11 protein-coding genes are annotated in these 14052 nt (G+C 61.1%); 2 read left to right on the plus strand and 9 right to left on the minus strand.

Going from position 1 to position 14052, the window contains the following annotated elements; all coding sequences use genetic code 11:
* Window positions 1-132 precede the first annotated feature (132 nt).
* The 6 genes from xsc to ACH2CY_RS05340 all read right to left on the minus strand — a co-directional run bounded on the left by xsc (window position 133) and on the right by ACH2CY_RS05340 (window position 8000).
* Window positions 133-1914: a sulfoacetaldehyde acetyltransferase gene (xsc, locus tag ACH2CY_RS05315; RefSeq protein WP_395016771.1), complete on the minus strand. Its 1782-nt coding sequence runs from the start codon at window positions 1912-1914 to the stop codon at window positions 133-135.
* Window positions 1915-2165: 251 nt separating this feature from the next.
* Window positions 2166-3020: an amino acid ABC transporter substrate-binding protein gene (locus tag ACH2CY_RS05320; protein ID WP_395016773.1), complete on the minus strand. Its 855-nt coding sequence runs from the start codon at window positions 3018-3020 to the stop codon at window positions 2166-2168.
* 188 nt (window positions 3021-3208) lie between these two features.
* A complete protein-coding gene (locus ACH2CY_RS05325) occupies window positions 3209-4132 on the minus strand; it encodes an alpha/beta fold hydrolase (RefSeq protein WP_395016776.1) in 924 nt (307 codons plus the stop codon).
* Window positions 4133-4246: 114 nt separating this feature from the next.
* Window positions 4247-5350 (minus strand): hypothetical protein, encoded by a 1104-nt coding sequence (locus ACH2CY_RS05330; RefSeq protein WP_395016778.1) that lies wholly within the window; start codon window positions 5348-5350, stop codon window positions 4247-4249.
* The gene (locus tag ACH2CY_RS05335; RefSeq protein ID WP_395016781.1) at window positions 5347-6720 is read right to left on the minus strand and encodes a DUF6035 family protein; all 1374 of its coding nucleotides are present in this window, start codon (window positions 6718-6720) and stop codon (window positions 5347-5349) included. Before ACH2CY_RS05335 ends, ACH2CY_RS05330 begins: the two co-directional genes overlap by 4 nt.
* Before the next feature lie 17 nt (window positions 6721-6737).
* The gene (locus ACH2CY_RS05340; RefSeq protein WP_395016784.1) at window positions 6738-8000 is read right to left on the minus strand and encodes a reverse transcriptase domain-containing protein; all 1263 of its coding nucleotides are present in this window, start codon (window positions 7998-8000) and stop codon (window positions 6738-6740) included.
* Window positions 8001-10039: 2039 nt separating this feature from the next.
* On the opposite strand from ACH2CY_RS05340, the gene ACH2CY_RS05345 reads away from it, so the two are divergent.
* A complete protein-coding gene (locus ACH2CY_RS05345) occupies window positions 10040-10924 on the plus strand; it encodes a carbohydrate ABC transporter permease (RefSeq protein ID WP_395016787.1) in 885 nt (294 codons plus the stop codon).
* Entirely contained in the window at window positions 10921-11727 is an 807-nt protein-coding gene (locus ACH2CY_RS05350) for a carbohydrate ABC transporter permease (protein ID WP_395016789.1), read from the plus strand. Before ACH2CY_RS05345 ends, ACH2CY_RS05350 begins: the two co-directional genes overlap by 4 nt.
* On the opposite strand, the gene ACH2CY_RS05355 is transcribed toward ACH2CY_RS05350, so the two are convergent.
* The 3 genes from ACH2CY_RS05355 to ACH2CY_RS05365 form a co-directional block, all read right to left on the minus strand.
* On the minus strand, window positions 11724-12659 hold the full coding sequence (locus ACH2CY_RS05355; RefSeq protein WP_395016792.1) for a dihydrodipicolinate synthase family protein: 936 nt from the start codon (window positions 12657-12659) through the stop codon (window positions 11724-11726). The genes ACH2CY_RS05350 and ACH2CY_RS05355 overlap by 4 nt on opposite strands.
* A gap of 75 nt (window positions 12660-12734) precedes the next feature.
* Complete coding sequence (rpiA, locus tag ACH2CY_RS05360; protein ID WP_395016794.1) at window positions 12735-13430, minus strand: ribose-5-phosphate isomerase RpiA; 696 nt, start codon at window positions 13428-13430, stop codon at window positions 12735-12737.
* Entirely contained in the window at window positions 13427-13978 is a 552-nt protein-coding gene (locus tag ACH2CY_RS05365) for a gluconokinase (RefSeq protein WP_395016796.1), read from the minus strand. The genes rpiA and ACH2CY_RS05365 overlap by 4 nt, the downstream gene beginning before the upstream one ends.
* Window positions 13979-14052: the final 74 nt, after the last annotated feature.

Raw genomic sequence — 14052 nt, forward strand, 5'->3', positions numbered from 1 at the left:
CTTGTGAGAGTGTGGATGTACGCGATGTGTGTGTGAGACATCCGCGATACATCAGGAAAGCGACAAGCGCAATCGTCAGACAAAAGAAAACCCCTCCCCAAGATTGGGGAGGGGTTCGATCGATCGAGGGTCCTAGGCCGGCTGTTGCGGCTTCATATCCGCCTTGTCGATCCCGGCGACCTTGACCGGCTTCTTCATCGCATCGCGGCGGAAGGGCTCGCCGAGCTCCTGGTTGATCATCGCCTCGATCAGCGTGGTCTTGCCATGCTTCATCTGGTCCTCGATCGCCTTGGCCAAAGCCTTGGTCAGCTCGTCCATGGTGAAGCACTGCACGCCTTGGAGCCCGCAGGCCTTGGCGATGCCGGCATAAGAGACCTGCTCATCGAGCTCGGTGCCGACGAAATTGTCGTCGTACCAGAGCGTCGAGTTGCGCTTCTCCGCGCCCCACTGGTAGTTCCGGAACACCACCTGGGTGATCGCCGGCCATTCCTTGCGGCCGATCGCCGTCAGCTCGGTGACCGCGATGCCGAAGGCGCCGTCGCCGGAGAAGCCGACCACCGGCACATTCGGGCAGGCGATCTTGGCGCCGACCACCGAGGGCAAGCCATAGCCGCAGGGTCCGAACAAGCCCGGCGCCAGGTATTTCCGTCCCTCATCGAAGGTCGGATAGGCATTGCCGATCGCGCAATTGTTGCCGATGTCCGACGAGATGATGGCGTTGCGCGGCAGGGCCGCGGTGATCGCGCGCCAGGCCTTGCGCGGGCTCATCCAGTCCGGCTTGGCCTTGCGGGCGCGCTCGTTCCAGGTGGTGCCGGGATCGTCCTGCTCGTGATCCATCGAGGTCAGCTCCTGGGCCCAGGCCGACTTCGTCTGCGCGATGGTCGCCTTGCGCGACGCGCGATCGGTGTCGCCGGCATTGGGCGCGAGCTGCGCGTGGATCGCCTTTGCGACCTTGGCCGCATCGCCGACGATGCCGACGGTGATCGGCTTGGTGAGCCCGATCCGGTTCGGGTTCATATCGACCTGGATGATCGCAGCCTGCTTCGGCCAATAGTCGATGCCGTAGCCGGGGAGCGTCGAGAACGGATTCAAGCGCGTGCCCAAGGCCAGCACCACGTCGGCCCTGGCGATCAGCTGCATGCCCGCCTTGTTGCCGTTATAGCCCAAGGGTCCGGCGAACAGCGGATGCCCGCCCGGAAACGCGTCGTTGTGCTGATAGCCGCAGCAGACCGGCGCATCCAGGGTCTCGGCCAAAGCCTTCGAAGCCTCGATGCCGCCCGGCGACAGCACCACCCCGGCGCCGTTCAGGATCACCGGGAACTTGGCCTTGGAAAGCAGGGCCGCTGCCTGCGCGATGGCCTCGCTGCCGCCGGCCGGCCGCTCGAAGGCGAGGATCGGCGGCAGCTCGATGTCGATCACCTGGGTGAAGAGATCGCGCGGCACGTTGATCTGCGCCGGCGCCGAATGGCGCTTGGCCTGGGCGATGACGCGGGTCAGCACCTCGGCGATGCGGCTGGGATCGCGCACCTCCTCCTGGTAGGCGACCATGTCCTTGAACAGCGCCATCTGCTCGACTTCCTGGAAGCCGCCCTGGCCGATGGTCTTGTTGGCGGCCTGCGGCGTCACCAGCAGCAGCGGCGAGTGGTTCCAATAGGCGGTCTTCACCGCGGTCACGAAATTGGTGATGCCCGGGCCGTTCTGCGCGATCATCATCGCCATCTTGCCCGAGGCCCGGGTGAAGCCGTCGGCCATCATCCCGCCCGAGCCTTCATGGGCGCAGTCCCAGAAGGTGATGCCCGCCGCCGGAAAGATGTCGGAGATCGGCATGAAGGCGGAGCCGATGATGCCGAAGACATGCTCGATGCCATGCCGCTGCAACACCTTCACGAAGGCTTCTTCGGTGGTCATTTTCATGAGAGACGGTCCTGATTGAAGTCGTGCGATGGAGCCATGGTGCCACAGCCACGCGAAGCGGCGTAGGTCCATGGAGCCAGCCGCGATGGGTGCAGAGGCGAGCGGCTAAGTGCTTATGAAATCCCGGTTTCTTCTAGAATGATCGTCATGGTCCGCGAAGGCGGACCATCCACGAGTTCCGTTCCGCTCGCTACAACTCGTGGATCCTCCGCCTTCGCGGAGGATGACGGGCAAGAGAAGCTATTTGCCCGTCACTCCGGCAGCCCCGAGATCACGAACAGCGAGGATTGCAGCCCGGTCGCCTTGGCATCGCCGCCGAACACCTTGGCGAAGGCGGCCCGGCCGCCGCCGTTGCGGAACATCCGACTCAGCGCCCGGTCGACTTCCAGCCGGAAATCCTCGTCGCGCGGCAGCGCCAGCGCATAGGGCTCGAAGGACAGGAACTGGTCGGCCAGCAGCAGCTTGCCGTTCTGATTATGCTTCATCAGCATGAACTGCAGGATCGTGCGGTCGGCGAAATAGGCGGCGAGCGCACCGCTCTCCAGCTGCGCGAAGCCCTCGGAATGGTCCTGCACCGTGACGATCTCGGCGGCGACGCTGCGCGCCGCCAGGAAGGCCTTCAGGTCCTCCTCGGTGGTGGTCCCGCTGAGCACGCCGACCTTCATTCCGGCCAGCGCCTCGAAGCTGGTCGGTCCGCCCGGCTGGATCATCATGCCGGCGCCGCTGATGAAGGTGGCGATCGAGAAATCCATCGAGGCCCGCCGCCCCAGGGTCGCCGTGGTCGCTTCGCAGAGCAGGTCTGCCTTGCCGCCGGTGATCGCCTCGAACCGGTCGTCCGATGTGACCTTCACATAGGTGATCTTGAGATCGGCGAGCTTCAGCTCCGCCTTCACCGATTCCGCGACCGCGCGGCAGAGCTCGAGCGAATAGCCCTGCGGCTCGGCATCGCCCTCGCCCATGAAGGAGAACGGCGCCGCATCCGCCCGATAGGCCAGCCGGATCTCGCCTTCCTTGGCGATCCGGTCCAGCACGCCGTCGGCCACGGCGATAGAGGGGAGGGTGAACGCGGCCAGCACCAGGGCCAAGCCGGAAACGATCCGCATCATGTGAAGCTCCCCAGGGTTATGCCCCGAAGTCTATCAGCCGGGCTAACTGGGGCGCGAGTTGGCCTTTGGGCACCCCGTCGGCCACGCACCGTCTGCCGAATGAGAACCCCCTCCCCCAAGATGGGGGAGGGCCGGGGAGGGGGTTGACGCTTCCGAGCGCGCAACGCGGCCACTTACAAACTCACCCGTCACTTCCCCAGAAACTCCATCACGAACCTGATCGTCGCCGCCGGATTCTCATCCATGATCCAGTGCCCGGAATCCGGAATGACCCCGCCGGTCACGTCGTCGGCGGCGAAGCGCAGCACGTCGGCCATGCCGGTGCCGAAGGAATGGTCGCCGCCCAGCGCCAGCACCGGCATCTTCAGCTTGCCGCCGGCCGCCAGCATCGCCTTGTTGTCGAGCGCATCCTGGTTGAAGGCGGCGAACTGCTCGAAGGCGTCGTGCATGGCGCGCGGCCGCGCGTAGAGCGCGGCATAGTGGTCGCGCGTCTCCTCGGTGATCTTCGTGCGATCGAAGGAGAGCTCGTTGTAGAAGCGATCGAGATAGATCCGCTCGCGCCCCTGCACCAGCCGCTCCATGTCGGGGCCGCGGAAATTGAAATGCCACAGCATGGGACTCTTCAGGATCTCGTCCCAGGGCCCGATCCCCGGCAGCGGCGCATCGATCACCACCCATTTGGTGATCCGCGCCGGGAACCGTGCCGCCAGCGCATAGCCCACCATGTTGCCGATGTCATGCGTCACCAGGTCCGCGCGCTCGATCTGCAGCGCATCCATCACCCCGGCGATATCCAGCCCCTGGTTCTTCTTGATATAGCCGCCGTCGGGATGGGCCGAGAGCCCCATGCCGCGCAGATCGGGCACGATCACCATATGGTCGCGCATCAGTTCCGCCGCCAGCGGCGCCCACATATCCCCGGTATCGCCGAACCCATGCAGCAGCACCACCGCCGGCCCATGCCCACCGACCCGGACATGCAAGGTGGTGCCGTTGGTCGTGATCTCCTTGTCGATGAAGCCTTGCGGGAACTCGCCATAAGCCGAAGCGGGGGCGACGGGGGTGAGCAGCAGAAGCAGGGGGAGCAGCGCCATTGCCAGCAGGCGAGTCATGATTGTCTCCGGTTGGTGGGAGGTGATTTGAGGTGGAAGGTAGTACGCGTGCAGGCGGTCTGTCTGAGGGCGGCAAAAAATTGTTGCGTGCGGTGTCAGTTGTTTCGGCGCTTGTTAGAATAGCGTAATTAGACGCAATACTTTGCGTTCGGGAAGGTACTCGAGAGCGGCGAGTAGTCGAGTTGCAGGCCATGCGTCACCAGATGGCAACTCAATTATAATATTGAACTTCGTCACATTATATTCTGCATCCGCTGACAGGTTGTAGATGTAGCTTCCATCAATCTTTGAACGGATTAGAGCAGCCAACTGCGTATTGGATATACCAAGGATGCCCGCCCGAGTTAGTGAACTCGCCTTTGCCTTCTTTAAATAGTCGATTTTTGCGTCAGCTACTTCTATGGCAAATTCTCGAATATCATCTGGATTTGCGCTAACAGCGTTCAATGCGAATTCAGTATCAACTTCAAATCCAGGAAAGATGGGGCGCTCAATCTTGTAAGAGAGCAAAACGCCCATGAGGTCGGAAGCTATGCTGCGGCAGGTGTAGCCGCTTTCTTCGAATGGATAGCCGCTCGTGTTTACATCTTCCTCCATTGGTCGGTCGTCTTCGTGAGGCTGCAGAATAATACGCCCGTGCTTGATAAATGAGTTCACCAACATCGTAGAAAGGTACGTCTTGAATCTTGATGTGTAAGTGGTATCTGCAATTCCTACATATCCAGCATAACTACTCAATCCTTTATCAAATCTCTCCACCATCGCATCGGTCAGATTGTTAATGTAAACAATGAAGAACTGCGTGGGGTGTCGATAGACAACGGGTCGTCGTAGGTCGACTGCTTCTTCAAATGCAGAAAACAGTTTGTCGCTAGATCCACGTTGATCGAGATAGTCGCCCAACAGAACGCTATGATTGCCCTTTCCTTCGAAGAGAGGGATTACCTCCTTCATTACGTCATATCCATACCAAGACGACTTAATCGTTGTCGTGTCGAATATGAGCGCCACTTCTTTGCGGTTCTGCGAAGGAACGAGCGCAGACCTGAGTTTTTCATATTGGATGTTCTTGTCGGCAAGTGCCTCTTCAACGCACCTACGCATCCCCTGGATCTCTTGAAACATGCGAGCAGGGCTAAGCTTGAAATGCTCACGTACTACTTCGAGCATAATATGGTCTCGAGCGTTCAGGGTATGAAGTGGCTTCGTGAAGCTCATTCCGCTCTATGCTCGCTAAAGTCCAACGATAGACGCCGAAACGCACCTTCCGGAAAAAGAACATCGAATGTTGTTGCAGTAAGCCGATCGATCGGAATTTTACCCACCGCTTCGGAGCCATTACGATCACACTTTCCCCGAACTGACGGTCGCTCCAACAATTGTCTTAGACCTAGTGACTTGCATAACAATTCGAAAGCATGGGTCCAAATGCGCCGCTCACGTGGCTCGAGAAGGATCGTGTTGACGAGGTGTGGGAGATTTGTAATTTCGATATCTGTCGGGATACAAAGACGACCGATACGAACAGAGGCCAGTGCACCAAGCGCCCGAACTGTGTCGCGCGGCGAGGGTACCTCGTTCCAGTTCACGCCGCCGACGAGCGTCGCAATCTTATCCCATGCGGCACCCGCTCGGCCCTCGTCAGCGATAGTTAGCGCGGCATAAAACTCGTCCCGTAGGCTTGATAGTGACCTATCAGCCTCGACTAACTGGTCAAGGCATCGATCGTAGTTAGGTTGAATGAATGGCCGACTATTTGAAGACCCCCAGCTTATCTCCGCGGGCCCGACAATTGTATTTTGCCACGCGGGCTTGAAGCCGTTCGCCGCCGAGCTCGGTAGCAATCGATATAGCCGAAAGCGGGGTTCACCGGCCGCTCGCGCCGCTCTAAGAACGTCGCCATCCACGCAAAAGATTTGGCCGTCATTTCTCATATATATGTCGCGGAAGGTACGACGATCTAGGTCGTCTGAGCCTCCGAATATCCACATCAAACGGATCCCAGCTTTCTCATAGAATGCATCCCGGCGTGCGATTACAGGCATATGCGTCGTGGCTAGCTGTATCTCAAATGCCGCGGGACCTCCCTGCCAGTCCGAAGTAAAGACATCCGGATAGGCGTACTGGCCATCCTCTAGCTTTGTATACCGCCTAAAGAATACGCCTGCTTTCTCGCTTGCCGGGTCAAGAGACAAGATTTCTGCGACAAAGCGTGAGAGTGACTTATGGCGCTCTCCTTCTTGCTGGCCATGAAATTTCTCAGCGTCAATGGAGCGCATGCTCTCTGCAACAGCTCCAGACCACCGACAGTCGCTGTGATCGCCTTTAAAATGATAGAAATGCCGACGCCCATTAGCTGAAACTCGCCCATAGACAGCTTTGCGACAGTCCCCGCATCGAAAGAGCGGATTGGCGGTATTGCCTGTGCGCGTTGCTTCCACACGCAATTCTGTCCATTCAGCTTCTGACAAAGTCTGTATGTAAGTCGCAGCGTGAACAGCATTCGCGTTGAGATTGGTTCGAAGATCAAAGATCGCTTCGACTGTTAAGCCATCATTCTTTATTTTCCCCCTGTCGAACCTTGTCATCGATAGCGCCCGCCTGCCTAGGAAGTCATCACTTCATCCTGTGCATCAACTACGCTCGCGTCCAATAGGCCTTTGAGTTCCACGAACTCTCGTTTCCGATCGTCTAGTTGGGCAATTGCGGGTGCTCCAAATAGTGTCGACAGAAGGCGACGAAAAGTTTCAGCTCGGCAATTTCCTGCGTGTGACTTAAGATCGTCAAAATTCTTCGCCGGCTGATATGCGCCAAGAAATCCCGCCATTGTGGCGTTGGCGCTTTGAACAGTCCTTGCAAGATTTTTGTACGTCGCTATCGCATGATCAAGATCACTGAACTCGTCTAAGCTGGCCTTGATTGCTTTGAATGCCGCTGCCGGAGCAACAACACGGTAGCTATTGGCAGATGCAGTCTTTTTTATTTCGAACCCAAGGAACTCAACGGGTTCTGCTGGAGCATAGATCGCAGTCTTGGAGCCCGGAGAGATATCGGGAATAGTATGGTTCTTCTTCGCAAGCTGACTGCGAACCATTGGGAAGAAGGATCTGCATTCGTCCTCCGTCTTGGCGAAGAGGACAAAATCATCTGCGTATCTGACCAAGCGCGCGCCGTGTAACTCAAAGAGCCGGTCAAAATCTCTTAGAACAAAGTTTGAAAGCAGCGGTGATAGTGGCATCCCCTGTCTCAGGCCTACGCCCGGCTTGAGCCCTGCCGCGGCGATTTGAGCGGCCTTATATTTATTTGAGGTATCGACTTCGCAGTCGATCGCCGCTTGTAAGAATGGAAGCGAGCTTGACCGATGGAACTGCTTTTCTAGATTTGCCTTTAGGTCTTCCCGATCTATCTCATCAAAGAAGGATGCAATATCCGACTTAAAAGCCCAGGGAAACTCTGCGCGCAAGTTCTTCGCTTTCTTTATCGCTCTCGCAACTCCGCCCCCGCCACGAACAAAGCCAAAGCTTACTGAATTTTTTACTCGGAGCTTGTCACCTGTAACGAGATAATCGACGAAAAGCCTCTGTACCAAGCGGTCAGCAAGCGTTGGCACGCAAATAATGCGGATCTTGCCGCTAGCCTTCAAAAGAGGAACGGGTCGAAGTTTGCTGAACACAAACGGCTGCGTCAGCACGCGATCCTGCACGGCTTCGATGTTTGGATCGAGATTGCTACGGAATGCCCTCGGCGTGACTCCATCGACGCCGGGCGCTCCCCCACGACCGTGGGCATCCTTGGAGCTTTCCCACACTCGGCGCAAGTTCTGGATCGAAGCGATTCGAATTGGCCGTGGATATGCCGGGTAGTTCAAGGCCGTCCTCTCAGAGCAATCCGATTAAGACCCCTGCACTGAGAATTGGCTGGCTCCGCTAGGCTCGCGGGTCCGGCTATTCGCCGTAACCTCGCAGCTGCGGGACTTCTGCCGCTCCGCCTCGGGCTCTTCGCTTGGCCTGACGCCGTCGCCGGCGCAAGTCAATCGAAGGTCCGCTTTCGCAGAGCCATCAATCGCCACCTCAAGGGAAGCCGAAAGGTCAACCGACCCTCCGGACCCCGCCGCAAGGCGGAGGCTACAAAACCCCAGTGTAGTAAAGCACACTAAGGCCGCAATCGCAACCCAAAAGTTGCAATTGACGCGCGATTTTCGCGCTCTGCTCGTGGCCGGCGCCCGGCCATCCTTCTCAAATTGCCGCATAGCCTCTTCTTCATCTTCGGGGTCAAGAGGCCCCTCAAGGGTTGGAGATGAAGCGAGCTGAGGTCCGCTAGGCTCGCGGGTCCGGCTATTCGCCGTAACCTCGCAGCTGCGGGACTTCTGCCGCTCCGCCTCGGGCTCTTCGCTTCGCCTGACGCCGTCGCCGGCGCAAGTCAATCGAAGGTCCCGGATCGCCTACCCAATCAGGCAGCTTTTCGATCGGTGACCAAACGCTGCGGCAAGCAGCGTAACGACTCCTAGGTACACGATTCGCCGGTCAAGAACAAGAGCGGAACTTCCCTTAAGAAGTGCTCCTAAGCCGCGGCGTTGATCGCTCGCCCTCCACCTAGCCGCATACCACGCCTCGAACTGCCGCCACTGCGCTTCGAGATGCGCATCGCTCGGATTGAGACGCAGCGCGCATTCTGGATTCTTTCGCTCACCATCAGATGCGTGTAGTAGGACCAGTTCCGGCCCTTCCCCGAAGGGTTACGGTGATGGGGTGGACGGCCCCTGTACGGGCATCGATGTGCAAAGATGAGGTCGTTGGAAGCGACACATCATCTGAAGGAGCCGTCCATGGAAGAGATTACGGCGATAGGGCTGGATATCGCGAAGAACGTCTTTCAGGTTCAAGGAGTGGATGCGGCGAGTCAGATCGCCGCCCGCTAGTTTACTAAGTGCACCAATTGATTGACTGCCGCGCGGTGCTGTGTGCGACGATTCCGTGCATTTGGTAAACTGGTGCCGTAGTTGCCGTCTTGATCAGTCAGGACCGGAAGAAATCGCCGATTCTCAAATGAGCATCGACGGAGCGCACTAGGCGTCGAGGAATGGTCCCGCTAGGCCGCGATGAGCCGATCCTGCGAGAAATCCGAATTCACGCAGCGCCAAGCCAGACAAACCGCGCCGATCCTGCTATAGTCGCCACGCTGTTTGACATTGTGAGTGATGCTCTGAAAGCCCTCCCCGCAATGGGTCGCTGAACGGCCGAAGGTGAACCTTTACAGGGCCTTTACGCGGGCAGGGAATCTCTTTCGTTGCGCGGGATTGCGTTTCGCCTGCGGCCTCAAGCGCTTGCTCCGGATTTTCACCCCAAATATCGACCCCCGCCGTAAAGGAGGTGTTGCCGGTGCCGCGCGGGCTGAGCGGTTCGTCAACCCCGACCGGACCCCGACAGAATCACACGACCCCGACCGGACCCCGACGAGATCAACTCCAACGCAGACAACCGGACCGGACCCGGACAGGAGAAGCTTATTGTGCCGCCGAGGCACGGCACGCCAATGCGCCGCGCAATTCTGAAGGGATCGGCCGATCGTCGCTGCCCCGTGTTCCGTCCGCTCGTAAATGCCGCAGTTTTCCGCCGTTTTCTCTTGCGCCAACCCGGACAGGACCCGGACAGAATCAGGTTTTCATGCCGCTGAGACCGGCCTCACGCTTCGCGCCGCCCAATTCTGCACGCATGCACAGGGACAACACCGCCGTCTGTGTTCCGTCCGCCCACGAACCCCACGGTTTTCTGCCACTTCCTCCGGCGCCAACGCAGACAGGACGCAGACAGAATCAAAGTTTTCACGCCCCCGAGACCCGCCTTATCCATCGAGCCGCCCAATCCCACACGGACGCCCACACGGACGCACTGATAAGACCACCACCGCATGACCCCCGCCCGCCGCAATCTGCACAGCCTGTTCCTGCTCACCCCCGCCGCCCTGGTGATGGCGCTCTGCGGCGTCGTGCCCATGGCCTTCGTCGCCTACTATTCGCTGCACGACACCTTCGGCGGCAACAGCTTCATCTGGGTGGGCACCACCTGGTTCCGGCAGATCCTGGTCTCGCCGGACTTCCACGCCGCCTTGCTGCGCAGCCTCGGCTTCTCGCTGCTGGTGTTGGCGGTCGAGATGCCGCTCGGCATCCTGGTCGCGCTGAAGATGCCGGCGCGCGGGTGGCTCGCCTCCGCCTTCATCATCCTCTTCACCATCCCGCTGCTGACCCCGACCATCGTGGTCGGCTATCTCTGGGCTGCGATGACCCTGCCCAAGGCCGGCCTGCTCTACGAGCTGCTGTCGCTGCTTGGGCTCGGCCTCGACATGAACCACCCGGTCGTGGTCTGGCTGGTGCTCATCGCCATGGATGCCTGGCACTGGACCGGCCTCGTGGTGCTGCTCTGCTATGCGGGCCTGCGCGCCATTCCCGACGACTACTACCGCGCGGCGCGGATCGATGGCGCCTCCGCCTGGGCGGTGTTCCGCCATATCCAGCTCCCCAAGCTCCGCATCGTGCTGCTGGTCGCCGTGCTGCTCCGCTTCATGGACAGCTTCATCATCTACACCGAGCCCTATGTCGTGGCGCGCGGCGGGCCCGGCGTCTCCACCACCTTCCTCTCCCGCGAGCTGGTGCAGACCGCCCTGGTCGAGTTCAACCTCGGCGAAGGCGGCGCCATGGCGGTGGTCTATTTCCTGGTCGTGCTCTGCGTCTCCTGGGCCTTCTTCACCTTGGTGGTGTCGAAGAACAGCCTCGACCCGAAGCGGGCGCCGCTATGACCCAGCGTCGCCCCAGCCTCATCCCCATTCTCTACGCGCTGTTCATCGCGGTGCCGCTCTACTGGCTGCTGGTGATGAGCCTCAAAACCAATGCCGAGATCGGCAGCCGCTTTGCCGCCTGGCCGCAGGTCCCGACCCTGGAGAATTTCGCCGTCATCTTCAGCGACCCGGCCTGGTATCTCGGCTACGTGAACGCGCTCATCTATGTGCTGATGAATGTCGCGATCTCGGTCGGCGTGGCGATCCCCGCCGCCTTTGCCTTCGCGCGCTATCGCTTCTTCGGCAGCCGCGCCCTTTTCTTCGTGCTGCTGACCTTCCGCATGATGGCGCCGGCCATCCTGCTGGTGCCCTTCGTGCAGATCTTCTCTGATTTGGGCCTGATCGACACGCATATCGCCGTCGCGGTCGCGCATTGCTTCTTCAATGTGCCGATCGCGGTCTGGATCCTGGAAGGCTTCATCTCCGCGATCCCCCGCGAGATCGACGAGAGCGCGCGGATCGACGGCTACAGCTTGCTCGGCTATTTCCGCCGCATCCTGCTGCCGCTGATCGCCCCCGGGATCGCGGTCACCGCCTTCTTCTGCTTCATGTTCTCATGGGTCGAAGTGCTGCTGGCCAACGGCCTCACGGTAGTGGCCGCCAAGCCGATCAACGGCATCATGTCGCGGGCCGGCAGCGTCAACATCGCCGACATCCCGCTGCTGGCCGCGGCCGGCGTGCTGGGATTGATCCCCGGCTTGCTGCTGATCGTCTTCATGCGCCGCCACCTGGCGCGCGGCTTCTCGATGGGGCGGGTAGTCTAGTTCCCGACCCAGCCGGCGTACCAAGCCTTGAACTGCTTCCACGCTGCCTCGAGATGCGCCTTCTGGCTGGGCGAGAGGGCATCGCTCGGATTGAGATGGAGTGCGTATTCCTTATGCCCTTCGAGCACCATCAGATGCTTGTAATAGAGGACCAGGTCCGGCCCTTCGTCGAAGGTCGAGAGCACCCGCATCGCCTCGTCGAGCTCCAGTGCCTTCCGGCGCGCCGTGGCGTCGCCGGCCGCGGCCTTCTCGCAGAGGCTGATCAGGTGCAGCACTTCCTTCGGCAGCGCGTTGCCGACGCCGGTGATCGCCCCCTTGGCGCCGCAATTGACGAAGCCGTGCACCACCTGGGTGTCGACTCCGACCATCAGGGTCAGGGTCGGATCGCCGCTGGTGATGTTCTCCGCGGCATAGGTCAGCGACTGCGCGCCGCCGAACTCCTTGAAGCCGACCAGGTTCTTGTGCTTGGCCCGCAGCGCGAAGAACAGCTCGGCCTTGGTCTCGAAGCCGTAATAGGGGCTGTTGTAGATGACCGCGGGAAGATCGACCGCCGCTTCCAGGATGCCGGCGAAATGCGCGGCCTGTGCCGTCGCCGACGGCCCGCGCGACAGCACCCGCGGGATCACCATCAGCCCGGCGGCGCCGACCTTCTTGGCATGGGCGGCGATCGCCGCGGCCCGCACCGGGTTCTGCGCGCCGGTGCCGACCACCACCGGCACGCCGGCCTTCACCAGGGCCTCGACGCCCTGCATGCGCTGCTCGTCGGTCAGGAGCGGCCAGTCGCCCATCGAGCCGCAATAGACCACTCCCGACATGCCGAGCCCGACCAGCTCCTTGCCCTTGCGGGCCAGCGCCTCGAAATCCGGGGTGCGGTCGGCTTTCACGGGGGTCATCAGCGCGGGAATGCACCCGCGGAACACATTGGCGGCCAAGATCGTCTCCCTATCGGCAGGCTCAATTCGGGCCGGACTATAAGCCGACCGCGCGGCGGGGGGAAAGGGGCGTCGCTAGCGCTCCAGCACCGTCACGCCGTCATCCGTGCCGAGGACGGCCAGCGAGGCCAGGCCGACGAACAGGCCGGTCTCGACCACGCCGGTGATCGCCTTCAGCGCCGCCTGCAGTCCCGCGGCATCGGGGATGCGCTCGAAGCGACAATCGGCGACGACGTTGCCGCCGTCGGTCGTGAAGGCCGCGCCATCGACGCGCCGCAGCGTCGCGTTGCAACCCAAGGCCTCGAGCTTCTCGACCGCGATCTCCCAGCCGAAGGGCACGAGCTCGACCGGCAGCGGCGTCGCGGCCCCGAGCTGCCTGACCCGCTTGCTGTGATCGGCGACCACGATCATCCGGGCGCTGGCCTCGGCCACGATCTTCTCGCGCAGCATCGCGCCGCCCAGGCCCTTCACGAGGTTCAGCGTGCCGTCCTCGATCTGATCGGCGCCGTCGATGGTGAGATCGATCTTCCGATGCCGGGAAAAATCGCTGAGCGGCACGCCGACCTTTCGCGCCAAGGCCGCGCTCCGCTCGGAAGTGGGAATCCCGACGACGTGGAGCCCGTCGGCGACGCGCCGACCGATCAGCTCGATGGCGAAGCTGGCGGTCGAGCCGGAACCCAGGCCCAGCACCATCTTGTTCTCGATCATCGCGACGGCGCGCGCCGCGGCGTTGCGCTTCGCCGCGTCGAGGCTGGGGTCCAATCGCTTCAAGCGGCGCCCATGGTGGCGCGCCTTGCGATCTCGCGCAGGATGGCGGCGACGATTGTCTCGGGCGCGGGCGCGATATCGACCTTGATCGGCTGCTCGTCCCGCGTCGGCTCCTCGAGCTGCTGGAATTGGCTGTCGAGCAGGCTGGGGGGCATGAAGTGATCCCGCCGGGAGGCCATGCGGCCGCGGATGAGATCGTAGCTGCCGCGCAGGAACACCAGCGCGAAGCGGTCGCGCGGGATGCCGTCGAACAGGATGTCGCGGTAGGCGCGCTTCAGCGCCGAGCAGCCGATCACCCCGGATTCGTCGTCGGCCACCAGCAGCTCGATCTTCTGCGCGATCCGCGCCAGCCAGGGCATGCGGTCGCGGTCGTCGAGCGGCTGGCCGCTCTTCATCTTGGCGATCGCTTCCGGGGCATGAAAATCGTCGGCATCGAAATAGGAGCAGCCGAGATTCTCGGCCAGCAGCTTGCCGACCGTGCTCTTGCCCGATCCGGACACGCCCATCAGCACGACGACGATCGGATCACCGTTTTCCAGGTTCAATGCCATCCTCTGAAATCACTCCGCCCGCGCAAGTTCCTCGGGCGCGCGCGGAGTATAGCAAGCCCGCGTGGCGCGGCGAG

It is taken from the genome of Dongia sp. (genome assembly GCF_041905885.1).
Lineage (GTDB): Bacteria > Pseudomonadota > Alphaproteobacteria > Dongiales > Dongiaceae > Dongia.